This window comes from Litchfieldella qijiaojingensis (assembly GCF_014651875.1).
Classification (GTDB): domain Bacteria; phylum Pseudomonadota; class Gammaproteobacteria; order Pseudomonadales; family Halomonadaceae; genus Litchfieldella; species Litchfieldella qijiaojingensis.
In genome coordinates, this window is the sequence record NZ_BMXS01000038.1 from 1 (window position 1) to 24,060 (window position 24,060).

Here is a 24,060-nt window from a genome sequence, read left to right on the forward strand (position 1 = left end):
GGCGACGCTTTCGAGGCGCCTCCCATACGCTTAACTCACTCATGGTAGGTGTCCACTAAGGAATAGGTGGACACCTACCGTCATCGAAGTCGGGGCTCAGCGGAAGGTGTGTTTACCGGACGCATACCACGATGGCGCCACCCAGCAGTGCCATACCGAAAAGGGTCAATGCCATCGAGTGCCCAAGAGCATCGATCAAGGCGCCGGTCGTGATCACCGGAATGCTGAAACCGATATAAGCCATCAGAAAATACCCCGCGCTTGCCCGGGATTTTTGATCTCCCGCCACGTCGAGCACCCCACTCAGTCCCCCCAAATAGACGAACCCGTAGCAGGCGCTGCTTGCGGCGACGGTCCCGGCCAGCACCGCACTCAAGACACCCTGCAGGGCTCCCCAGGCAATCAGGGCGTAGGAAACGGGAAGAATGATCAGGCCTATTCGAGTCGAGACATGGGGAGACAACTTGCGTGCCAACGGCTGGAACAGTACGCCGCAACTGCAAATGCCGAATGTCGCGAATCCTGCCCAGCCAGATAGCCTTAATCACACTCTTTACGCTTCGCCGGGAAAAGCAAAAACAAATTTTTATTTACACACAAAATTCAAGCAATTACCTAAGCTTGTTTCCTCTCAGCAATTCCTGCTAGATAGTTTAATATAAAATGAGCAGCAACCTCTGGTGTATTTGATGTATTGTCAAGCGGGGGACTTACTTCTACAATATCGAGACCTATTACCTCTACCCGACGTGCAATCTCATACAGAGCATCTGCCACCTCATACGTCATCAACCCACAGCCATTAGGTACGCTTGTCCCGGGGGCGAATGCTCGGTCAAGGCAGTCTATATCAATAGAGATGTAAACCCCTCCAACATCACGCATTGCATATTCAATAGCTTCATCTAAAGCCTTCTCCCATCCAACTTCCGGATTTCATATGGCGTTCTAACCAAAACACCAGAACTCTCAGCCTGGTCCATATACTCCTTGGAGTAGATTGGTGCGTTAATACCAAGCTGTACGCTATTAGCATGACTGAACACTTCCTCCACTGTATACATCCAGTGCCCGGAATGCTCTCGCCCCTTAACTGGCGGTCGAGAATCAAAATGAGCGTCAAACACGATAAGGCCAAAATTCTGACCTCCAGAACGCTTTAGCAGTCCGCGCAATATAGGATCAGTGATTGAATGATCCCCTCCCAAGAAGACCGGTCTTGACGACGAGGGAAGAGATGCCACCATTTCTTCGATATGGGAATAGGTCTGATGAATATCATTTAAAACAGGAGGAGGTGCATTACGATGAAAACGCAGCGAGGATAGGTCCACCCTTTTATCTGTACAATAGAGGCTAAAACCATTCAAAGCGTCGATGATTGCAGCCGGTCCAAAACGGGTTCCTGGGCGATGACTAACTGCAAAGTCGAACGGAATCTCCAAAAAATCAACATACTCGTCCATACTTTCCACATCGGAAACCCAAGCCTCCGAGACCCATTTTATCGTTTGGTCATTAACAACTTTATTATACATCATAAGCTCCCAATCACACATCCTTACTCTTTATGGTCGCACCTTTTCTGTTTAGCTCTACACAACCTATCCCAACCTCATCCTTAGCTCGCTCGACAACTACATCATCACCGTTACGAGACCGCCAGCGTTCATATTCCTCTGTCTTCCGATTCATAGCTGAAACATCTCGCCCCTGCCATTGTCGTTCTCTCACCAAACAGAAGCCATTCTGATCTGGAACACGAATTTTTGTGGCATAGGATGAACACCATATTTCTTCTAATGAGTCTCGGCGTAGATGCCCGATTAATCTGGCCAGCCCATTACAATCATATACTTCGCCGAACAAATTAACGAATAGGCCACAGTTTACCTGCCGACAACGGTAGCCTCCCCCCATCGGTCGGCTAGGGGAGTAATTCAAACCATATTCTTCTTCATCTATTTTACGCATCATCTCGATCAAGTCATTAGCACGCTCTTTCTCCAGCAAAAGAGATTTGTGATCCGCCATACCCTCCGGAATCAGAGTCATAATATAATTATGGACATTATTATCCCTGCACCAGCGAAACAGATTCGCGACATCTTCCAGGTCATGATATTTCGGCGTCACCACCACATCGATAGCCAAGCGAGTAGGAACTGATTTATTAAATCCTCTATCTAGAAGCAAATTCATGGCATTTCTTGCCTTCATCCCATAGCCACGTACACCTACCATCCGATCCTGGACGGCAGTGTCTATGTTGTTGTATTTTAAGAAAACAGTCACCCCAAGACTGTAAAGCCGATCAACGGAAGCAGCATCAAGATGATATCCACTGGTAAATAAGACCGTAGTCATGCCCAAGCTATGAATATACTCTACAATCTCCCAAAATCCAGGATCAATCATCGGCTCTCCTGCTCCGGGAAACTCTACGGTGGTTGCGCCCAATCTATGGGCCTGAAGAATAATATCTTTGCGCTCTTCTGTGGTCAGCTCAACGCGATTCGGCACATCACTGTAACGATCCGGAGTACGGTCACAGTAAAAACATTTCAGCTTACACTCGCCAGTCAAGTCTAAATCCAGATGGAGAAGTTTGTTTTCTTCTTTCGCCACATAGATAGTATCCTGGCAATAGTCGGTTCCGTATGCCCACAGGTTTTCCAGACGTTTTTGAGCAGCAAGGATATGAGGCAATGTTTTCCTATCAACGCCTGGCGCCAAGCGTTGGTCTGGAAGATTATCAAGATTATCTTTTTCACCAAAGGCCAGAAAACTCAAATCGGCCAGTTCTATTCTATTATCTTTCATATCATTCCCTCTTTAGACCTATCAAACCAAATTCTATCTATACATCCCGAACCGAATCTTCTAACTGGCTAGTGGTTTCTTCATCCTGCTTATCTCCCTCTTTAATAGATATCAAGCACACTGCTATAATAACAATAACAATTCCAACCATATTAGCCAGTGTAAGTCGCTCCCCAAGCAAGACAAATGCAGCAAAACCTGCCACCAGAGGATCTAACATACCAATAACTGTAGCCGGCAATGCATCCACATAACGCAGACCATACATAAGCAACCAGTATGGAACAACTGTTGCGACAACTGTTATAAAACCTAAATAAAGAGCAACTTCACGGGTTATTTCAATCTCATCAATACTTAGCAGAGGGAGCAAGAAAGCCCAAACTATCGCACTGACAATGAAAGCGTACAAGGTAACCGTACTGGCCCCAAGTCCTTGCTGCTTGCAGGCGTTTCCTAGCATATTGAATACTGCAAAAGATAACCCACATATCAGCCCAACCAAGATACCAATGTTGGAGGAAAAAATCTCTGCCTCACTACCAGACAAAAGAAAGCAACCGACAATGCTTAGAATAACAATACCCAAATCACGCATATCAAAACGGCGAGTCTTCAAAGACAGGCCTATAATGAGAACAAAGAATGGTGCCGTATACTCCAACGTAATCGCTGCAGCAACACTGATCATGCTAATTGACAGATAAAATGTTACATTTACTGCCGTGAAAGCCAGGCCAGTTGCAATCAGCAGTGGAGCCGATGACAATTTGATACGAAAGGCCCTAGGTTGTGTGACTAGCATCATTAAAGCAAAAATCCCACATGCAACCAGCGACCGAACAGCTGTTAGATCTATTGGTGATATATCAGCGTGGAATAAGGCTTTTGCGAAAGCTCCTGCAACACCAAAAATAACTGCCGCAATAAAAATTGCACTAATGCCAAGCGAAAACTGACGAGGTATCCGTTTCATATACCATTCCTATTTATCTATTTTCTCTTATCAAATTGCCAGGAACTCTGATATAGCCAATTCTTAATCTTAGAAGCCAACTCACCACGATGGCACCACCCAGCAGTGCCATACCGAAAAGGGTCAATGCCATCGAGTGCCCAAGAGCATCGATCAAGGCGCCGGTCGTGATCACTGGAATGCTGAAACCGATATAAGCCATCAGAAAGTACCCCGCGCTTGCCCGGGATTTTTGATCTCCCGCCACGTCGAGCACCCCACTCAGTCCCCCCAAATAGACGAACCCGTAGCAGGCGCTGCTTGCGGCGACGGTCCCGGCCAGCACCGCACTCAAGACACCTTGCAGGGCTCCCCAGGCAATCAGGGCGTAGGAAACAGGAAGAATGATCAGGCCTATTCGAGTCGAGACATGGGGAGACAACTTGCGTGCCAATGGTTGGAACAATACGCCGCAACTGCAAATGCCGAATGTCGCGAATCCTGCCCAACCCGACAGCCCATGCTGGGCCAGGGCCGAGGGCAGAATCGCGATGACCAACCCCACCGTTGCCCAGGCAAGCAAAATGGATAGCCCATAGGCAAAGGCGCCTGGGGGATACATCGGTAAACGCAGCATTTCGGCCTTGGCCCGCCTCGGTGCTTCATCCTTCAAGGTCATCACAAGCAACAGTGCCAGCGACCCCGCCCCCAGGTATATCCAGAAACTAGGCGGTGTCAGGCTTGGTGAGTGGAGAATGAATAGACTGGTAATGGCCGCGCCAAGACCGAAACCCAGCGACGTGCTGGCAGTCACCCAGTTGGCCGGCACCCGGCTATCCTCTCTCTTGAACAGATCGAGCATATACGCAGGGGCAACCGCCGACGTCAGAGCGGATCCGATGCCCATCATGAACCGGGCAATGGCCAAGGTGGCAAGGCCCGGTGCGACGAGGGTCAGGATGGTGGCAGCCAAACACAACAGCAAGGCGACGACGATCAAGGGACGACGGCCAACACGCTCGGAAAGGCCATTCAGCAACAGAAGGACAGGCATGATGCCGACCACATAGAAAGAGAATGCGACCGTCGTCGCCCCCACGCCTACACCATCTCGCGCCGCAAAGGCATCATATAGCGGAGCCTGCAGATTCACCGCCGTAGTGATCATGCACAACGCGAATGCGAGGCGCATGGCATTGATCCTATCCATGGCTACGGCCCGAGGTGAGCAAGGACATCACACACGGCATCGATATCCTCTGGTTCGTTGTAATGCACGAAACTCAACCGCAAAGCGGCATCGCGGCTATCGCTGGCCAGACGCCTTAACGTTGCGGGACAGCCGAATTGCCCCACCCGGACATCGATACCGGCTTCGAGGAACGCCACTTGCGTCCTGGCCCACCGCTCCGGCGGAATGGCGAGCGAAAAGATCGGAACCCGCTGATGTCCCGTATCGGCGGCCAGCAAGATTGGCCGACAATATCCCGGCAACTTCTCGAAAAACCGCTGCACGAGCCCAGCTTCATGCTCACGGATCATTGCCATGGCTTGGCCTAGTCTCCGTTGTGGAGATAGGGCGGTCAGATATCGGTGAGTTGCAACGAATCCAGCGAATGCCGCATGAGAAAAGGTGCCCCACTCCAGCGCCGGATGATTTCCGCCGGGAGGCGACAACGTCAATGTCTCGACGAGTTCCGGCTTGATGGCCCACCACCCCAGGTGTGGCGAAAACAGCTTGCAGTTGGAGAACATGGCCATGTCGATGTCATGGGCCATGATATCGGTGTAGCCGTGTGGCGGCCCCTGCACGGCATCCAGGATGACGCAGGCACCGGCACGCTTGGCTTGCGACGCCAGTTCGATGTAAGGCAATACAACCCCCGTCACATTCGAAAGCATGCAGAGTGCCACGACTTTCGGCTTTTGCTTCAAAGCCCTTGCCCAAGCCTCATGATCCAGTCCTCCATCCCAGGCGACAGGTACATCGATCACACGCACGCCTTTCGAGACCAGCCTTTGCCATGGCAAACGGTTGGCATCATGATCCGCCTCGGTAATCACCACGCTATCGCCGGGGTGCAGCAGCGTTCCGAACATGGCATTGGCCAGTATTGCCAGGGCCGAGGTCCCATTGGCCGCAAATCCAATCTCGCTCGCCTGCCCACCACAGAGCTCCGCTGCCGCCCGCCGTGCGAGAAATCGCAGTTCGGCGGCTCGCTCCGAGCGTGGGGTATCCCACTCGGCCTTCCCGCCTCGGTGGGTCTCCCAAAAGAGAGCCTGCTCGCTGATGGCGTTATGGGTCATGGCCGGCATCTGAGCGCGCGAAGAGTTATCGGCGAATATGCGGATACCATGTATGTCGGATTGTGCAAGCGTCGGGAAATGTCGAGCAGTTCCCCTCAATTGCTCCGGCGAGGGGGATAGCCTATCGGATACCATGCCAACGGCTCCTTAAATGGCGAAATAGTCCACAACCTGACGGGGAAAGTAATTACCCTCCCGGCTGTAGTACTCCTTTATTTCCAGCTTCTGAGCATCGAAGGCATGCTTGAGATCATGGAGCTTGTTGACCATGTCATTGAGCTCGTGCTCGTTGCCGAACGTCAGCAGATGCCTGTATCGCTCCGCTAACTCTCCATGGCCAAGCTCGGCATCGATCATGCTATGTCTGAAAAGTGGGTCGAGCGCGTCCTGATCGACTCCATAGTGCTGAGTAAACTGCCGAGACAGAGACGGAAGCTCGTCTTCTTCAAAGTCATCCGCCTCGACGATCGCCGCTACCAGTAAAGCGGCCTGAGGCGTAGTCACGAACATCTCTTTCATGAGCAAGTCAATCAGGCGAGTCGTCACCAAGGGGGTACTGGTACGTACTTCATCACGGGTGAGCCCCAAGCGAACGAGTGTATCTTCAACGAACTGTTCATGGCCCCGCTCCTGATTGGCGTACTCCTCCATTACAGAGCGAAGCTCACCGCTCGCAGCACCAGCAGCGATGTCGATGGCACTCGGGAAGGCCTTGATGTAATGGTAGGTCTCCAGTAGCCAGCCGATCGCCACCCGATGGGAAACGTCCCCATTGAAGACTTCCACGGCAATGTGGGTCTCACGCAACTGTTCCGCCCAGATACCGGCGGCGGCCAGCAACATCCCCTGGACTTCCAAGGGGTCGAGATCCCTGAAGGGCCGTGCTTTTCGACGAAGCATGTCACCCGCGGCAAGAGAGTCGACTATTTCTCTAACCTTTGCCGAAGAAAAGCCTGACTTCTCAGAGATCTGGTCGACTGAATTATGCCCTGTGCAGAAGCCACGTATCTTCAAGAATTCTCGAGCATCAGAAGTCAGAACCTCGAACTTTCCATGGCTTACCGTCAGATAGGTGAGATCGGGATTGTCCGCAAAGGTAGTCCAAAGATTATGTCGAAACTTCGGGAATTCATTCCAATCTCTTTCAACATCGAACATCGACATTTCTCCCTGATACCTTGCTTCCAAGGCGGCCCAACGGGCCGCCCGAGTTCCGCCAGTCAGCCGCAGGTAGCACCATTGACGCGACGTGTGCTGGTTTTGGCTGCATCCACTTTCTTGAGCTTCATGACTCTTCTCCTTGAAGGCATTCACATCCAAATTCACCACGTCATGTGCCGTGGAATCACCAACCTCGCACCTATACGGTCATCCGGTAAGGTACACTTACGCATGATTATCAAAGAACTGTTCCTGGATTTTTCTGAACGGTTTGCTGAAGCAGGGAGCTCGCCGGCATGAAGCTGAAAATAAACAAGCACTCGGAAACACCTGTCGTGCAACAGGTAGAGGCAGGAATTCGCGAGTGGATAGAGCGACACGGTGCCGGTGGTGGCAGCCGCCTGCCTTCGATACGGCAACTTTCGGCGGATCACTCCATCAGCCGTAACGCCGCGATCGAAGCCTATGAGAGGCTGGTTGCCCATGGCTTGGTCCGCTCCAAGCCGGGCTCCGGATTCTTCGTGGCCGAAAATGCCGCCAATATCCTCTCGAAGGATGCATCGTCCCAGGCAAGTCTTGAAGACATGACCGGCGAGATGTGGAACCTGTTCAAAGCCGATGAGGGCAACTTGAAGCTCGGCTGCGGCTGGTTACCCCACCATTGGCGTGAGGGCGACGACCTGACGTACGCGATACGCCATGTCGCCCGGCAGCATCGTTCCGGTATCTTCGATTACAGCACCCCCATGGGGATACCGGAACTTCGCTCCCTGATCCAGGAACGGATACGGCTGCTCGGCATCGAAGCGGACGCCAACCAGATTCTCATGACCGGCGGCGGAAGCCATGCATTGGATCTCATCGTCCGGCTGATGCTCAAGCCCGGCGACGTGGTGTTCGTCGAATCGCCGGGGTACTACAACCTTTTTGGCCTGCTGCGACTTCAACAGGTCAAGGCGATCGGCGTACCCCGTCTCGCCGGTGGCCCCGACACGGAGCAGATGGAATATCTGCTGTCCAAGTACAAGCCGAAGCTGTTCTTCACCAATAGCGTGTTCCAGAACCCCACAGGAACGACACTGATCCCGACCGTTGCCCACCAAGTGCTTCAACTCGCCGAAAAACACGGCTTCCAGATCGTCGAAGACGATATCTACGCGGACTTCCAGCATGAGCCCACGATAAGGCTCACCGCCTTGGATGGATTGCAAAAGGTCATTTACCTGGGCAGCTTCTCCAAAAGCCTGTCCTGCTCGTTGCGAGTCGGTTTCATTGCCGCGGAACCATCCCTGATCAAGAATCTGGTCGATGTGAAGATGCTCACCAGTATTTCCGCCTCGCGGTTTGCCGAGCAGGTGGTCATGACCATGCTCCAGAACGGTTCCTACCGGAAGTTGGCGGAACGGCTCAGGGTAAAGCTTTCCGGCCAGATGACCTCCGCCCTGAACCTGATAAGAGGCGCGGGTTGGGAAATCTACACGGAGCCTGCTGGCGGCATGTTCATCTGGGTGCGGTATCCTGGGGTCGAATCCTCTGCCCAGCTTGTCCAGTATGCTCGGCAAGCCGGGATCAGCCTGTCACCGGGGCACATGTTTCTGCCCCACGCGACCAGTTCCCCCTGGATGCGCATCAACGTGGCTTATACACGAGACGCAAGGGCAGCCAAATTTCTCAGCTCCCCTCTTGAAATGGTGGCCTGAAGGGCTTCCTGGTCCGTCTACGCACTTGGCCGGTACGCTTCAAGAACGAACAGGCGCTGATCAGCGTTGACTGATTTTCTTGGCATGCACCCGGTTTCCAGGATAGGCTGAACGACCCTGCACTGCACAAGGCAGCGCTTTAGAGCCCTCCTCCCCCCCTCTCGACTCGTCTCATTGCACGAATTCACCAAGCGCGACACCATCGACAGATGCCTTCGCTAGCGGCGTGCGATGCCCATTGAGCAGAATTAACGTGAGAGGCGTCGCTGGCGAAACCGGAGCGCACCGTTCATCTTGGTGTCAAATGTCCTATGAAAAAAGGAGCCCATCGACGCCCACGCATCCCTAACGAAAACGATACCGGTCGAGCGCATGACAGCCTGTCATATGACCGTAAGGCGTCAATGCCAGTGTCGACCATGCCGTCAATCCAAGGAGTGCTCAAGCCGATGGTACGCATCGAGAAGAAAGCCACCCGCCTCTACGTGCTGGATACCAACGTCCTGATTCACGACCCTGCAGCCCTCTATCAGTTCGAAGAACACGATGTGGTCATCCCCATGACCGTCCTCGAAGAGCTCGACAGGCACAAGAGTGGCATTCGCGAGATCGCCCGCACTGCCCGGCAGATCAGCCGCACCCTGTCCGATCTGACTAGCCAGGTCAGCTTCGACGAGATCCAGGAGGGCATCCCGTTACCCGGATCGGTCGGCCCCACCGGTCGCCTGCGTTTTCTCTGTTACCAGGACCTGGAGCCCCTGGACAACATGGAGGACAGTCCCGACAACCGCCTGCTGGCGGAAACCTGCCGCCTGCGCGACGACCGTCCCGATGCCTCGGTGATCCTGGTCACCAAGGATATCAATCTGCGGGTCAAGGCCGCCGCGCTCAAGGTACCGGTGGAGGACTACCTCAACGATCGGGTGTTCTCCGACAACGACGCCATGATCGAGGGCGCCAAGGTATATGCCGGAGCCGGTCAGGATGGCGCCGGATTGTGGGAGTCGCTGAATGTCGAGGTCAAGGTCGATCGCATCGACCACCAGACCTTCTATCAGCTCAAGGGCGATCTGCCCGACGACTGGCACGTGGGCATGCTGGTTTCCGACAGTGAGAACGGGGCCGACTTCGAGGCCATCGTGCGCGAGTTGGGGCCCAGCAGCGCGCGACTACAACTGCTGACCAACTACCGACATCATGCCGGTGTGTGGAGCGTGCATGCCCACGATAGCAGGCAAAACTTCGCCCTCAACCTGTTGATGGACCCGGAGATCGACCTGATCACCATCGCCGGCAGCGCCGGTACCGGCAAGACTTACATGACCCTGGCGGCGGCGTTCCAGCAGACCCTGGACAGCAAGCGTTTCGAACGCATCGTGTTCACTCGCGCACCGATCCCCATGGGCGAGGACATTGGCTTCCTGCCTGGCACGGAGGAAGAGAAGATGTCACCTTGGATGGGTGCTTTCCACGACAACATGGACAACCTGCTGCGCGACGAGAAGGATGGCAGCTCAAGCTGGAACGACGGTGCCACACGCTCGCTGATAGGTTCGCGAGTGCAAATCCGCTCGCCGACCTTCATGCGCGGGCGAACCCTGAACGACACCTTCCTGATCATCGACGAGGCGCAGAACTTCACGCCCAAGCAACTCAAGTCGCTGGTCAGCCGCGCCGGGCGCAACACCAAGATCGTCTGCCTGGGTAACGTCAACCAGATCGACACCCCCTACCTCACCGCCAACACCTGCGGCATGGCGGCGATCGTCGAACGCTTCCGCAACTGGCCGCATGCCGGCCATATCACCTTGCGCAGTGTCGAGCGCTCGCGCCTGGCACTGGCGGCGGAAGAGCTGCTCTGATCCAACCTTGCAACCGAAAGCCCCGGCAACTGCCGGGGCTCATCGTTGCACTCCAGTGAATGAATTCCCATCACTTCGCTAAGTGGCTAGACCGTCGATAGCGGCCGACTCAAGGTTCGTGGCGATTGGCTGCCTTTTCGATCAGTGCCTCGCTTTCGCTTCCTGGCCCTTTGCGCAGGATGGTCTGGGCTTCATGGTAGAGGCAAATATAGGTATTGCAGGAGGAACAGAACACCTTGTCATCGGGATTGTGTACCTCGGAAACCCGCATGCGATGACTACCGCAGTTGGGGCATCCCACAGGCAAGCGGAACTCTTCGGACAGATCGGGCATGTGCGACCTCCTCCTTGACGTGGTTCTTTCAGTCTTTAGGGCATAGCCCGAAACTTCAAGCGCCTTCGACCTCCTGTCCGGAAGCGTCACCAGGCGCTGTCTGAAAAGTCGACGAGCGAAGGCCAGACAAGGCAAAAATCAGCGAAAAAGCGGAGTTTACGTGGGTGTAAATGAGCATTTTAAGCTGATTTTTAACGCCGTATGGGCGAGCGCAGACAGTTTTCAGACAGTGCCTAGCCATGGCGACGCAGCACCACACTCAGGTTGTTCGCCGGCATATCCACCACGGCCTCGAGGTGCAGGCCATGCCGGGTCGCCAGATCCGTCACTTCGGTGAGATCGCGGATCCCCCAGCGAGGGTTGCGAGCGCGCAGCTCGCGATCGAATTCGGCATTGCTCGGAGCCGTATGCACTCCATCGCGCTTGAACGGCCCATAGAGATACAGCACGCCATGCACGGGCAGCCGCTCCCCGGCCTCGGCCAGCAACGCCTCGGTAGCGGCCCAGGGTGAGATATGCAGCATATTGATGCAGACCAGGGCAGTAAAATCTTCCACTGGCCAGGGGCGTCGAGTCACATCCAGGGCGAGCGGTGGGTGCAGATTGGCCGGCCCTAGCCTATCGCGCCAGGCGGCGATGGAGGCTCGCGCCTGGGGACTGGGATCGCTTGGCTGCCAGTCGAGGTCCGGCAGTGCGGTAGCGAAGTGCAGCGCATGCTCACCGCTACCGCTGGCGATTTCCAGCACCAGCCCCCGTGACGGAAGGTGCTGCCGCAATACCTCGAGAATCGGCTCGCGATTACGCGCCACCGCCGGGCTCGACAGGCGAGCATCGGGCTTGGATGCCCTCGGATCCAGGGTGCCCATGGACTCACTCCTTGGCCAGACGCTGGGCCAGCCAGGGGCAGATATCGGCGACCTGCTGCGGGCACAGCGAATGCTGCATGGGGTAACGGCGGTAGTTGACCTCGTAGCCCATCTCCCTGGCCCGCTCCGCTCCCTCACGTCCCAAGCTTTCTGGAACCACCGGGTCGAAGCTGCCGTGGTGAGCCTCGATCACCAGACCACGGTTGGCCTCGTGGAGTTCGATACTGTCCGCCGTGGCAAAGTAGGTCGACATGGCCAGTAGGCCGGCCAACGGCCGAGGGTAGGTCAACGCCGCCTGATAAGCGACTGCCCCACCTTGCGAGAAGCCGGCAAGCACGATGCGCTGGCTGTCGATGCCCTTGTCGATCTCGGCATCGATCAAGCGATGCACCCGCTTCGCCGAGGCCTTGAGCTGGGCTTCGTCGACGCGACGCCCGAGATCCATTTCCAGGATGTCATACCAAGCCGGCATCACCATGCCGCCATTGATGGTCACCGGTAGGCTCGGTGCGTGGGGCAGCACGAAACGCACCGCGAGATCGGGGGGGAGATCCAGCGCCGGCACCAGCGGCTCGAAATCGTGACCGTCGGCACCAAGGCCGTGCAGCAGGATCACGCAACTATCGGCGGGCTTGCCATTGCGGGGCTCGATGACCAGCTCGGTGGGTCGACTCATGTGGGGGCTACTCCTTGAAAGCTTTTCGATACCCAGGCAGAGCCTAACGCAAGCCTCTCGCGGCGGCGACCCCGATGTCGGGTCCGAGTCGCCTTTTGACGTCAGAACGGCCAGATCCGTGGGATCAGCGGCAAGGCAACGAGGGCCACGAGTATATTGAGCAGACCACCTACCCTCAGGTAGTCGCTGAAGCGATAGCCGCCCGGACCATATACCATCAAATTGGTCTGATAACCGATCGGGGTGATGAAGCTCGCCGAGGCAGCGAACATCACTGCCACCACGTAAGGCATGGGACTCACGCCCATGCTCTCGGCACTGGCAACAACGATGGGAAAACTGATCACCGCCGCGGCATTGTTGGTAATCAGCGCGGTCAACAGCGCAACGACGACATAGACCATGACCAACATTAGCCAGGGATCGCCAGCAGCCATCCCCAGCGCCGCCGCTGCCAGGGTTTGTGCCGCTCCTGAGCTCTCCAGGGCGGCTCCGAGTCCGAACGACGCAGCGATGGTCAACAACACCTGTACATCCAGACTGCGCTTGGCTGCGCCGATGCTGCAGCAGCCCGTAACCACCGCCAGCGCCGCGCCGAGCATGGCGGCATTGAGCAGGCTCAACACGCCGAATGTCGCCATGGCCACAACCCCGAGCAGAATGCTCCAGGCTAGCCAGGCCTTTTCATGCACCGGTCGCGCCGCACCATTGACCTGACTGATCAGCAGGAAATCGCGCGACTGACGGTGGCGCTCGATGAACGGTGGGCGCGCCTCGAGCAGTAGCACATCGGCTGGTTGCAGGCGGATCTGTCCCAGATTGCCGGCGACGCGCTCGCCGCCGCGGCACACCGCCAGCACCGCGGCACCATAAAGCGTACGGAAATGACCCTCGCGGATACGTTGGCCGACAAACTGGCACTGATCCGAAACGACCGCCTCGACCAGGCGGCGCTCCTTGAAGTCCTTCTCCAGGCTCGACTCGCCATGGTACGAGGGCTTCAGGCCACGCACCTGCTGCAGCTCCACCGCCCCCGCCGAGGTCCCGGCGAACACCAGCCGGTCGCCGCCCTTGAGCTTCTCCCCGGGGCCGACCACGCTGACCACGTTGCCGTCACGCTCGATCTCGACCAGAAACAGTTCCTGCAGGTGACGCAGCCCCGCTTCTTCCACCGTCTTGTCGACCAGCGGCCCCAAGGGATCGACTTCCATCTCGATGGTGAATTCACGCGGATTCTCGAAGACTTGCTCGGCACCACGGCGTTGGGGCAACAGCCTATGTCCCAGCGTCAACAGATAGATCACTCCCACCACGGCCACTGGCACACCGACCCAAGCGATATCGAACAGCCCCATGGCAAGCGAAGGATGACGTTCGGCGAGCATGCCATTGACCACCAAATTGGTGCTGGTACCGAACAAGGTGATGGTGCCACCAAGGATCGAGGCGAAACTCAGCGGCAACAGAAAGCGGTGCGCCGGAAACGCCAACCTGCGACTCCAGCTCAGCACCGCCGGGATGTAGGTCGCCACCACGGGAGTGTTATTGATGAAGCCGCTCATGCCCGCCACCGGCACAAGCAGACGCAACAAGGCGCCACCTTCGCTCGTCGGGCGCCCCAGCACGTAGCGGATGATCAGATCGATGCCGCCGGTTTCGCGGATGCTGGCCACCAGCACGTACATGAAGGCCACGGTGAACAGGCCGCTGCTGGAGAAGCCCGTCAGCGCTTGCTGCGGGTCGATCACATCCAGCGTCAGCAGTACGACCACGGCACCGAGCAGAATCATGTCGGCACCGATACGTGTGAAGGCCATCAAAGGAAAGACGGCAATGACGACGATGAGTGAGAGCCAGGCATCTAGCGGCATGGAAAATCCATTGACTACGAGACGGAACGCCCCATTGTGAACGCCAACAGATATACCCCAAAGTTATTTGTAGAAATTTATCTAGATGAAAAAGAGATAAGCAGGAAGAAGGAAGAAGGAAGAAGGAAGAAGGAAGAAGGAAGAAGGAAGAAGGGACCAGTCTGGAGAGAGCCCCGAAATAAACAAGGCCCGCCGAGGCGGGCCTTGAGGTTCACCATCCGACGATGGCGATCATCCGGTGCATTGGCGCTTAGCCGATGACCTTGATGTTTGACGCCTGCAGGCCTTTCTTGCCTTGAGTGACATCAAAGGAGACCTTCTGGCCATCCTGCAGAGTCTTGAAGCCGTCGGATTGAATCTCAGAGAAGTGTGCGAACAGGTCGTCGCCACTGTCGTCAGGAGAGATGAAACCGAAGCCTTTAGTGTCGTTGAACCACTTAACGGTACCAGTTGCCATGTTTGGATCCTTCATAACTTGATGATGTTACCGGGAATTACCCGAGATGCGTGGGTAAAACAAGGGAGATATTCACCAGACTACCGAAGGTTCATGACAACGCTCTGGCACAACTGACGATATTCGACTTGCTAACCTACTGCGCGCAGCATGCGCGCTGTCGAGCGCCACGTCAATCAAAATTTTCCGACAAGGGCCGACGAAGCGCCAAGTGCAACGCGCCGTCACGCTGATAGATGTCCGGCCGGAATGCCAAGTGGCCGTCCTCGTTCGCCTCCACCGTCCAGTAGTGCAGGATCACGGGTACCCGCTGGCGCAGGTTGACGGTACGTGTATTGCCGCTGGCCACGCTCTGCTGGAGAGCGGCCGCACTCCAGCGCCGGTCGTCATCGAGCAGCAAGCGGACGAACTCCATGGCATTCTCGACCCGGATACAGCCCGAGCTCACCGCTCGCTGCGGATTGGCGAACAAGTGCTGTGAAGGCGTGTCATGCAGGTATACCGAGTGGTCGTTGGGAAAGCGAATCACCACCCTGCCCAGGGGATTGTCCCCACCTGCCGCCTGGCGAAGCATGATCGGCCCCGGTTCATTCCAATCGATCTCCTCGGGATCGAGTCGGTTGCCATCGAAGTCGATGACGGTCAGATTCTCCTGCTGCAAATACTCCAGGTCCTGCCGGATCTTCGGCAATTTGTCTTCCCGGAAGATGGTCGGCGGTATCGTCCAGGTCGGGTTGAAGGTCAGGTGGGTGATCGATGAACGCAACGACGGTGTCGTGCGATACGGCTGACCGACGACGATTCGGCTTCGCCAGACATCATCGGGACCGAGAAAATAGCTCAGCTTGTAGCCTGCGATATCCACCAGTACGAAGCTATCCGGCAAGTCATGCATCAGCCAGCGGGCTCGCTCCAGGTTGACGCGAATCTGGTCGATCCGCGTGCTCACGTCCACGTTGAGCGCCGCGCGGGTCCGCGGACCCACCACCGCATCATCCTCCAGCAAGTGGTGACGCTGAAAGCGGCGTACCGCACGGGCCAATGCCTCATCGTAGTATTCGGCATTGGGGGCCTTGACCGCGATGTCGAGAGTATTCTCGGTATAGTAGTCGGTATCCGCTGCCAACAGTTCGGGCTGGCCGAGTATGCCCAACCGCTCGCGCAGCAGAGCCACGTCCGGGTGACGATCTCCAGGGCGCAGAGGCGAGTCGCGAGACGGTAATGTCGGCCAACCGCCAGCTGCCTCGATGGCACGATAACGCGCCAGGCCTTCCCGCAAGCGCTCGTAAGGCGGGTAAGGTGGTCGGACCTGATCGAAGGCTTGCTCGATCTCTCCCGTCTCTACGGCTTGCGCAAGCGCAGTCATGTCCGGTGTGAAATCCGAGCGAGGGATGTCCCAATCGTCGTCGACGGTCCTGGGATCCACCTTGCCGCGATGCAGATGGCGCAACGCCAGCAGGAAACGTTGCGTGGTGCCCAACTCGGCCCGTGCCAATGCCTGGCCGCCACTCGCTCCCTGTTGGCGGACCTGCTGCCATGCCAGCGCCAAGGCATCGGGTCGGTAATCGGCCGGTCTCAAGCCATCGTGGTCCAGCGCTTCCAACTCCGCGACCAGAGCTGTGACTCGTGACTCCTCATGCCATACCGGCCGGAAGTCGCGTGCCCGATAGAAGTCGCGCACGGATTCGCCGAGCGCCGAGTCATACCTGTCTTCCTGTGCCAAGGCCCGAATACGGGCCGCTACCTCAGTACTCTCAGCACCGTCGGAGACAGCGCCTTGCCCCCAGGCGGTGCCCACGGCCCAGGTCAAGGCGAACCACGACACGAACAGAACATGGGCTATTCGATAATTCATCATGGGCTTCCTGCCTCTTTTCAACGCTTCAACGCTTCAACGATTTGGCTGTCCCTGCCTCCACCGTCATAATAACCGCAACTCTGGCGGGCTCAACGTACCACCGCACCGCCCTTTTCTTTATTCATTTTAGTTAATTCATGCGTCGCCGGACCAATCGAGAGGGAACTCACCATGACGACACGCTGGCTTGCTTTCCGCAAAAGCCTCCTTGCCTTTCCTCTCGCCAGCCTGTTGTTCCTTGCTTTCCCTGTCACCGCCACTCCCCTATCAGACACCCTGCAACGCTTGGCCCCCAATGCCGACACCCAAGTCCTGCGCCTGGCAGCTAGCGCCCTGAACTGCGCCCAGCCCGACGCCGAGCGCCTGGCGGTGATCGATTTCTCGCGCAGCGCCAACGAGCCGCGCCTGTGGGTCTTCGACCTGGTACAGGAGCGGCTGCTGTACGAAGAGCTGGTCTCGCACGGGCGCGGCACCGGCGACGAGCAGGCACTGTGGTTCTCCAATACCCCCGAGAGCCATCAATCGAGCCTGGGGCTGTTTCGCACCCTGAACAGCTACTACGGCAGCAACGGTTATTCGCTGCGTCTGGAAGGTCTGGAGCCTGGCATCAACGACCTGGCTTACGAGCGCGACATCGTCATCCACGGCGCCGACTATGTCAGCGAATCCTTCATCGAGGAAAACGGCCGCCTGGGGCGCAGCCACGGTTGCCCCGCCGTGCGTCAGGAAATCGCCAGGCCGTTGATCGACAGCCTCAAGGAAGACCAGTACCTGTTCGCCTACTATCCCGACCCACGCTGGGTCGCCCAATCGCATTTCCTAGGTTGCGGCCAGGAAGTCACCTTGGCCAACAGCATCGATACCCGGGGCTACACCCTGGCAATGCAAGACGGCCAGGCAACGCACGAAAGTTATCCACGCTCGAACATACGACGCTAACAACCAAGGTGGCTCGATGCCCAACCTTTCCGCCCTGAGTCGATATCTGCCGCGCGCGCTGCGTGTGCCACTACGCTATGCCACCTACCTCGCCAGTTTGCTCGGCCTGCTCATTTGCCTGTGGGCGAGCCGCTTCCATCCGGTCTGGGGCTGGCTGGCGCTGGTCTTCGCCCTGTTCTCCGCCCTCGGTAGCTATGACCTGCTCAACCGCCGGCACACGGTGAGCCGCAACTACCCGATCCTGGCACATTTCCGTTACGGTCTGGAATCGATCGGCCCTGAAATTCGCCAGTACTTCATCCAGACCGATACCGAGCAACGCCCCTTCTCGCGGGAGCAACGCGCGCTGGTCTACCAGCGCGCCAAACAGGTGGCCGACAAGGTGCCATTCGGCTCATTGCATGACTTGTATGCCGAAGGTTATGAATGGATCAACCATTCGCTATCCCCTGTACCCGTCGGCGGCCATGACTTTCGCATCACCATCGGCGAGCACTGCGCCAAACCCTACACGGCCAGCGTGTTCAACATCTCGGCAATGAGCTTCGGCTCGCTGTCGGCCAATGCCATCCAAGCGCTGAACCGGGGCGCCCGCCTCGGTGGCTTCTACCACGACACCGGCGAAGGCGCGATTTCTCCTCACCACCTCCAAGGTGGCGACCTGGTATGGGAGATCGGCTCAGGCTATTTCGGCTGCCGCAACCCCGATGGCAGCTTCTGTGAGGCGCGCTTCGCCGAGAAGGCAGCCCTCGAGCAGGTCCGGATGATCGAGATCAAGCTCTCGCAAGGCGCCAAGCCCGGTCATGGCGGCATCCTCCCCGGTGTCAAGGTCACTGTGGAGATCGCCGATACGCGCGGCGTGCCAGAGGGTCAGGACGTGGTGTCGCCCGCGGCACATTCGGCCTTCTCCACGCCACTGGAACTGATGGCCTTCATCTGCCGATTACGCGAGCTGTCCGGCGGCAAGCCGGTGGGCATCAAGCTGGCCATCGGCCACCCTTGGGAATGGTTTGCGCTGGTCAAGGCCATGCTGGCATCCGGCGAGCATCCCGACTTCGTGGTAGTCGATGGCGGCGAGGGTGGCACCGGAGCCGCCCCCCTCGAATTCGTCAACCGCCTGGGTATGCCGCTGACCGAGGCCTTGCTGCTAGTGCATAACTCTCTGGTGGGCACCAACCTGCGCGAGCGCATCCGGATCGGCGCCGCCGGCAAGATCATTTCGGCTTTCGACATCGCCCGCACCATTGCCTTGGGCGCCGACTGGTGCAACGCCGCCCGCGGCTACATGTTCGCCCTGGGTTGCATCCAGGCTCGGACCTGCCACACCGACCGCTGTCCGAGTGGCGTGGCGACCCAGGACAAGCGGCGCGGGGCCAACCTCGATGTGCCCTACAAGAGCCAGCGCGTCTATCACTTTCACGACAACACCTTGAAGGCACTGGCCGAGATGCTGGCCGCCGCCGGCCTTAGGGGAACCAGCGAACTGGGGCCGGAGCATATCCTGCGCCGAGTGTCGCGAAATGAGATCCGCTCCTTCGACGTGCTGTTTCCTTATCTGGCACCAGGGGAACTACTCGATGGGCCATCCGACCACGAGGTGTTCCGTCACTACTGGCAAGAGGCCAGTGCCGATAGCTTCCAGCCCTCGGCAGCGGTCACAGCGCGCCGCACCAGCAAGTTGCATTGAGCCTCGCTGGCCTTTTCCGCCCCTTGCGCGTACCTGCAAACTTCAGGAAAAGACGGTATACGCGACCCTTGGTGGACGCTATGTTAGTAAAAGATGACAAGCCAGGGTTTGTCTGAAAAGTCGGCGAGCGCAGACAGTTTTCAAAGTCTAGGGTTATCTTCGCCCGGAACCCGGGACGGAATATCAGCAAGGAGGGCCTTACATGCGCGCACTACTCATGCTTTTGTGCCTGATACCGGGGTTGATGATTTCCTCGGCGATTGCCCAGACAGAAGCACAGCCATCGCAGGCTGAATCGGGAACCGATATCAATATCGCTTGGGGGCCGCGCGTAGAAAGCGAGATCTTCGAGTACTCGACCGGCGGAAACACCTATCAGGGCTATCTGGCACGCAACGCCAATGACGACACGCCAAGGCCAGCGGTATTGGTAGTGCACGAATGGTGGGGGCTCGACGCCTATGCCAGAGCACGCGCCGACCAGTTGGCTGCCCTTGGCTTCGTGGCGTTGGCGGTGGACATGTACGGTGAAGGTCGAACGGCGGCGCACCCCGACCAGGCAGGCGAGTTTTCCTCTCGCGTCATGCAGGACTGGCCAGCCGCACGCGCCAGGCTCGAAGCCGCCATGAGCCAGCTTCGCGATCATCCAGCGGTGGCGGATACGGGCATGGCGGCAATCGGTTATTGTTTTGGCGGCGGCATCGTGATGAACATGGCGTTATCCGGCATGCCGATCGAAGCTGCGATCAGCTTCCATGGCAGTCCCACCCAGGCGGTTCGTACCCCCCAGGAATTCGAAGGCGTGGTACGGATCCACAACGGCGGCGCCGATTCACTGGTGACCCGAGAAGCCCTGACCTCGATGGCCAGCACGCTCAAAGCACAAGGGGCCGATGTCGAAGTGATCAACTACCCCGACGCCCTGCATAGCTTCACCAACCCTGATGCCGATACCGTGGCCGAGGAGTTTGGCCTGCCGCTAGGCTATGACGCCGCCGCCGATGCGGCCTCCTGGCAAGCGACATTGCTCACGCTGGACCGGGCGCTCAATCAGTGAAGGCATAAACACGGTAGTCTTTCTCGATGGACCATGGAGATTTGCCGAAGGCGAGGGTTTGTCCGAAAAATCGCCGAGCGATGGCCAGACAAGGCAAAAATCAGCGAAAAAGCGGAGTTTACGTGGGTGTAAATGAGCATTTTGAGCTGATTTTTTAACGCCGTATGGCCGAGCGCAGGCAGTTTTCAGGCAAACCTAACGCTCTTCGGCTTTCTTCCCGGAAAGCCGATAGCCATCCCCCTTGGCTTCCGCGACTTGCGCCACCACCGCATAGGGACTGATCTGGCCCACCTCTTCTATCACCTGGTCATTCATTAGCCACATGGTGTACTGAGGGAACGCCTTGGTCACTTGTGCCAACAACTTGCCCGAGGGGGCGTTTCTCCCCTGCTCGATATTGATCAGCGTCTGCTTGGTGATGCCGGTCACATTGCAGAACGCTTGGCGTCCCATGCCTTCCGCTTCGCGTATTGCGCGCACTTTCTTGCCAAGATCGCTTGACATATGGTCTTATTCACCTATATTTAATAAAGACCATTGTGGTTACATCCAACCACATGGTTGATAAACGAGATAAGGATTAGCCTACCACATGCCAAAGTGAGCAGGTACGACATGGAAACGAGTCAAGCACCCCAGGTCCCGGCTTGCGTGCCGATCATGACCATTGAGAGATTCTCCGAGTTGACCGGTCTCTCCCCCGATACCATTCGAGGTCAACTCCAACAGGGTAACCTCCCTCTCTACAAGGTCGGCCGCCGCCGCTTGATAAACGTCGCGCTGCTGACCACGGAATGTCTCAACGCGGAGGGCGTGGCATGATCACCTTCCACCGAGAGGAGGACGCCTTTGGTCCTATCACCCTCTTCCGCGTAGACGGTCGCAATGCCGGTTACATCTTCAAAAGCCTGGAAGGCGCTTATCTCATCTATTTTGCCGATATGGCGGATGCCCCCTCGGGCGTGCCTCTAGAGCGTTCCACGGTGCCCGGTAGACGAAGCATCTTCGCCGTCGACATCCCCTCCCTGGAAGCTGCCATCGATCTGGTGATCCAAGCCTACCTTGGACAAGGCACAACAGGCTCCTCTCACCACAATAATTCCCAGTTTATGGCCCGTGACGCCGCTCACCCCTACCCCGTCGCTTCACCGCGGACGGCCGAGCGGGCCACCCTTTCCAGTCCAACGCCTTGCCAGCGCAACCATGCCTGATGGTCGGCTCACGCCCCACTCGGCAGAATTGCCTGCACAGAAACGGAAAAGCCCCGACCTCTGGGATCGAGACCGGGGCGAATGCATGCATGGTGGCGCAATTTATAGCGTGGGTATACACGCAGAAAACAACGAGGTTGTTGGGCGCCACCAATAAAAGCGTAGTCGAATCACACCGATCTTACCTAACGATGCGCCAATCGACCTCCCATCGCTGCATCGTCGTCGGTGCCGGACGGCAGATGCACTGAATCCTCCTTCCCATCTGCTTGCTACCCTAGGGCATAGTAAAGTGACTTCCGGTACTCAGGAGGAGCATCCATCATGACGAGCGCCAGCATTCTGCAACAAGGCACCATCCGCTGCTTTCCCGTTGGCCTGCGTGACGACCGGGGCAAGCTGGCCAATGCCGAGGTCTCCGCCGTGGTCTACGACGGCAAGCGGCTGATCCTGGCCAGCGACAAGCCGATTCCCGGCGAGCAGCGCTCTGCGGTTTTTGCCCTGCCCATTCAATCGGAGGGGCCGGACGATACCCAGCTCGAGTACTTCACGACACCACTCATCAAGCAGGCCATCAAGTATGAGGACTTCGCCCTCACTGCAGACGGCCGCCATGTGCTGGCAACCACCGGTTTCGACCGCATCGATGACGCCAGCCATGACCTCAATGCCTACAACCACCTGCTGATCTGGCCACTGGGTGAGCCGGAGAAGGTGCAAGTGGTGGACCCCGACCCTCGAGACGGAGTGGAGGGTTCGCTGGAATTGCGCAACAAGCTCGATGGCGCGATCGGCTTTGCGTACTACAAGATCGAGGGGCTGGCGGCAATACCTGGTGAACGGGGCGATGGTCTACTGCTGTTCGGCGTGCGCGAACAAGGCAGGGCCCATGATGACTTCGCCTATGTCAGTCGGTTGGTGGGGGCTCATTACGAGATCAACGACAGGGGTAACCTCATTTTCATCGACGAGATGCGTGAGTTCTATACCTTCGATCCGGGCCATCATGAGAGCGTGAGATTCGAATGTGGCTTGTCGAGCCTGGAATATGACCCCTATCACGCCCGACTCTATCTGCTGACCAGCTTCGAGACCGAACAAGACGGCGAGCCTTGTATTGGTGGCTATCTGTGGGTGATGAGCCTCGAGGACCTGCGCGCCGGGCGGCAACCCAGGCTGATCACCATGCCGGATGGCACCCCCTTGGAGTTCGAGCATAAGGCGGAGGGCCTGGCAGTGCTGGATCATGAGCGCTTGTTCGTCGCCTACGACAATGACCGTCACCTGGGGCTAGGAAGCGTGGACGAACGTGACGAACGACACGCCTGCGAGGCGCCCTATACCCTGCTTCGAATGGGCTGACTGGGCCGCCCCCTGTCTCGTACCATCCCGGCCCCTTCATCTAGGAGGGGCATAACCTGATAGCGAAAAGACAGGGGGATCAAAACGAAAAGTCCGCCAATGATAAGCCCCCCACCGCTAACGACAGACAGCCAGTCTCACCAAAAAAAACCAGCGACAAGGACGCTGCCTGCAGCGTTGTCAGTACACTGGAATCTTGGCTTAAACCCAATAGACCGGCCACTTTCTCCCTGTGCCTACGTTATTGATGAATAACGCGGTCAATATCAGGATGAAAGAGCCTGCCAATACGGGCGTCAACAGGAATGTGTAGTCGACCGTCCCTGCCAGGATGATGACCAAGGGGTTGGCTCCAGCGGGCGGATGGACAGCACGAAAGAGCTGCATGAGGGCGATGGCGGTACCCACACCTAACGCCATCTCGAATGTGCCAGTGCCCATGAAATGCAGTACCAGCATGCCCACCAAGGCAGAGAGGAAGTGCCCTCCGATCACATTTCGGGGCTGGGCAAGCGCGATGCAATCCTCCAAACCGCGACTCGGCTCTTCAACGAGCATGGCTTCCATGCCGTTGGCGTGGACAGGATCCGGGACGAGGTGCCAGCGTCGAAAATGACGCTATACAACCACTTTGCGAACAAGGATGTCCTTGTCTTGGAAGTGCTAAAGCACCGTCACCAAGCATTTAAATCGTCATTGCTGAATGCCGTTTCCGAGTGCGCATCACCTGAGGACAAACTCAGGGAGGTCTTCAATTGGCACGCGAGGTGGTTCATGTCACCCCGCTTTCATGGGTGCATGTTCATCATGTCAACGTCACTGAAGGTTGTCCGTTTTTCATCAATTCAGATTGTCCGGTTTTCATCAGTGCTCTTTCATCGGAACAGCTTCAGGGGTGTGTGAGGTGTCGTCCTCCTTCGCAGTGGGCGTCGTT

23 protein-coding genes and 1 pseudogene are annotated in these 24,060 nt (G+C 57.2%); 9 read left to right on the forward strand and 15 right to left on the reverse strand.

The genetic code is table 11. From position 1 onward, the window contains the following. Window positions 1-112: 112 nt before the first annotated feature. The 7 genes and pseudogenes from IE093_RS21220 to IE093_RS21250 form a co-directional block, all read right to left on the reverse strand. Window positions 113-475 carry a hypothetical protein gene (locus tag IE093_RS21220; RefSeq protein WP_308427221.1) on the reverse strand — a complete coding sequence of 121 codons (363 nt, stop codon included), beginning with the start codon at window positions 473-475 and terminating at the stop codon, window positions 113-115. A gap of 140 nt (window positions 476-615) precedes the next feature. Next, a pseudogene (locus IE093_RS21225) lies at window positions 616-1,559 on the reverse strand (agmatinase family protein). Continuing rightward, entirely contained in the window at window positions 1,552-2,823 is a 1,272-nt protein-coding gene (locus IE093_RS21230) for a radical SAM/SPASM domain-containing protein (protein WP_189472761.1), read from the reverse strand. Before IE093_RS21230 ends, IE093_RS21225 begins: the two are co-directional and overlap by 8 nt. Before the next feature lie 37 nt (window positions 2,824-2,860). Next, a complete protein-coding gene (locus IE093_RS21235; protein WP_189472763.1) occupies window positions 2,861-3,799 on the reverse strand; it encodes an EamA family transporter in 939 nt (312 codons plus the stop codon). Between the two features lie 13 nt (window positions 3,800-3,812). Next, window positions 3,813-4,988 carry an MFS transporter gene (locus IE093_RS21240; RefSeq protein WP_189472765.1) on the reverse strand — a complete coding sequence of 392 codons (1,176 nt, stop codon included), beginning with the start codon at window positions 4,986-4,988 and terminating at the stop codon, window positions 3,813-3,815. Window positions 4,989-4,990: 2 nt separating this feature from the next. Next, window positions 4,991-6,220 carry an aminotransferase class V-fold PLP-dependent enzyme gene (locus IE093_RS21245; RefSeq protein ID WP_268247420.1) on the reverse strand — a complete coding sequence of 410 codons (1,230 nt, stop codon included), beginning with the start codon at window positions 6,218-6,220 and terminating at the stop codon, window positions 4,991-4,993. A gap of 12 nt (window positions 6,221-6,232) precedes the next feature. Further along, window positions 6,233-7,399 (reverse strand): hypothetical protein, encoded by a 1,167-nt coding sequence (locus tag IE093_RS21250; protein ID WP_189472769.1) that lies wholly within the window; start codon window positions 7,397-7,399, stop codon window positions 6,233-6,235. A gap of 143 nt (window positions 7,400-7,542) precedes the next feature. Between IE093_RS21250 and IE093_RS21255 the strand changes: the two genes are divergently transcribed. After that, window positions 7,543-8,946, forward strand: a complete 1,404-nt coding sequence (locus tag IE093_RS21255; RefSeq protein ID WP_189472771.1) for an aminotransferase-like domain-containing protein — start codon at window positions 7,543-7,545, stop codon at window positions 8,944-8,946. A gap of 449 nt (window positions 8,947-9,395) precedes the next feature. Then, window positions 9,396-10,808: a PhoH family protein gene (locus IE093_RS21260; RefSeq protein WP_189472800.1), complete on the forward strand. Its 1,413-nt coding sequence runs from the start codon at window positions 9,396-9,398 to the stop codon at window positions 10,806-10,808. A gap of 109 nt (window positions 10,809-10,917) precedes the next feature. On the opposite strand, the gene IE093_RS21265 is transcribed toward IE093_RS21260, so the two are convergent. The 6 genes from IE093_RS21265 to IE093_RS21290 all read right to left on the reverse strand — a co-directional run bounded on the left by IE093_RS21265 (window position 10,918) and on the right by IE093_RS21290 (window position 16,870). Further along, window positions 10,918-11,142: a hypothetical protein gene (locus IE093_RS21265; RefSeq protein ID WP_189472772.1), complete on the reverse strand. Its 225-nt coding sequence runs from the start codon at window positions 11,140-11,142 to the stop codon at window positions 10,918-10,920. Between the two features lie 233 nt (window positions 11,143-11,375). After that, window positions 11,376-12,008 carry a DUF938 domain-containing protein gene (locus IE093_RS21270; protein WP_189472774.1) on the reverse strand — a complete coding sequence of 211 codons (633 nt, stop codon included), beginning with the start codon at window positions 12,006-12,008 and terminating at the stop codon, window positions 11,376-11,378. 4 nt (window positions 12,009-12,012) lie between these two features. Continuing rightward, window positions 12,013-12,684 (reverse strand): alpha/beta hydrolase, encoded by a 672-nt coding sequence (locus IE093_RS21275; RefSeq protein WP_189472776.1) that lies wholly within the window; start codon window positions 12,682-12,684, stop codon window positions 12,013-12,015. A 101-nt stretch (window positions 12,685-12,785) separates the two neighbouring features. After that, window positions 12,786-14,555 (reverse strand): SLC13 family permease, encoded by a 1,770-nt coding sequence (locus IE093_RS21280; protein WP_189472778.1) that lies wholly within the window; start codon window positions 14,553-14,555, stop codon window positions 12,786-12,788. A 250-nt stretch (window positions 14,556-14,805) separates the two neighbouring features. Further along, the gene (locus IE093_RS21285; RefSeq protein WP_189472780.1) at window positions 14,806-15,012 is read right to left on the reverse strand and encodes a cold-shock protein; all 207 of its coding nucleotides are present in this window, start codon (window positions 15,010-15,012) and stop codon (window positions 14,806-14,808) included. 172 nt (window positions 15,013-15,184) lie between these two features. After that, on the reverse strand, window positions 15,185-16,870 hold the full coding sequence (locus IE093_RS21290) for a L,D-transpeptidase family protein (RefSeq protein ID WP_189472782.1): 1,686 nt from the start codon (window positions 16,868-16,870) through the stop codon (window positions 15,185-15,187). Between the two features lie 171 nt (window positions 16,871-17,041). On the opposite strand from IE093_RS21290, the gene IE093_RS21295 reads away from it, so the two are divergent. From IE093_RS21295 to IE093_RS21305, 3 genes are all read left to right on the forward strand, one after another. Continuing rightward, a complete protein-coding gene (locus IE093_RS21295; protein WP_189472784.1) occupies window positions 17,042-17,809 on the forward strand; it encodes a murein L,D-transpeptidase catalytic domain family protein in 768 nt (255 codons plus the stop codon). Window positions 17,810-17,825: 16 nt separating this feature from the next. Continuing rightward, complete coding sequence (locus tag IE093_RS21300) at window positions 17,826-19,496, forward strand: FMN-binding glutamate synthase family protein (protein WP_189472786.1); 1,671 nt, start codon at window positions 17,826-17,828, stop codon at window positions 19,494-19,496. 202 nt (window positions 19,497-19,698) lie between these two features. Then, window positions 19,699-20,553: a dienelactone hydrolase family protein gene (locus tag IE093_RS21305; protein ID WP_189472788.1), complete on the forward strand. Its 855-nt coding sequence runs from the start codon at window positions 19,699-19,701 to the stop codon at window positions 20,551-20,553. Window positions 20,554-20,748: 195 nt separating this feature from the next. On the opposite strand, the gene IE093_RS21310 is transcribed toward IE093_RS21305, so the two are convergent. Beyond that, window positions 20,749-21,057, reverse strand: a complete 309-nt coding sequence (locus IE093_RS21310; RefSeq protein ID WP_189472790.1) for a helix-turn-helix transcriptional regulator — start codon at window positions 21,055-21,057, stop codon at window positions 20,749-20,751. A 111-nt stretch (window positions 21,058-21,168) separates the two neighbouring features. Between IE093_RS21310 and IE093_RS21315 the strand changes: the two genes are divergently transcribed. The 3 genes from IE093_RS21315 (at window position 21,169) to IE093_RS21325 (ending at window position 23,126) form a co-directional block, all read left to right on the forward strand. Continuing rightward, complete coding sequence (locus IE093_RS21315) at window positions 21,169-21,375, forward strand: excisionase family DNA-binding protein (RefSeq protein ID WP_229803861.1); 207 nt, start codon at window positions 21,169-21,171, stop codon at window positions 21,373-21,375. Further along, window positions 21,372-21,764, forward strand: a complete 393-nt coding sequence (locus tag IE093_RS21320) for a hypothetical protein (protein ID WP_189472792.1) — start codon at window positions 21,372-21,374, stop codon at window positions 21,762-21,764. Before IE093_RS21315 ends, IE093_RS21320 begins: the two co-directional genes overlap by 4 nt. Window positions 21,765-22,088: 324 nt before the next feature. Next, complete coding sequence (locus tag IE093_RS21325; RefSeq protein ID WP_189472794.1) at window positions 22,089-23,126, forward strand: hypothetical protein; 1,038 nt, start codon at window positions 22,089-22,091, stop codon at window positions 23,124-23,126. A 201-nt stretch (window positions 23,127-23,327) separates the two neighbouring features. Here IE093_RS21325 and IE093_RS21330 read toward each other — a convergent pair whose 3' ends face one another. After that, entirely contained in the window at window positions 23,328-23,684 is a 357-nt protein-coding gene (locus tag IE093_RS21330) for an HPP family protein (protein ID WP_422731009.1), read from the reverse strand. Here IE093_RS21330 and IE093_RS22960 point away from each other — a divergent pair. Next, entirely contained in the window at window positions 23,571-24,029 is a 459-nt protein-coding gene (locus IE093_RS22960) for a TetR/AcrR family transcriptional regulator (RefSeq protein ID WP_422731010.1), read from the forward strand. The genes IE093_RS21330 and IE093_RS22960 overlap by 114 nt on opposite strands. Window positions 24,030-24,060 lie beyond the last annotated feature (31 nt).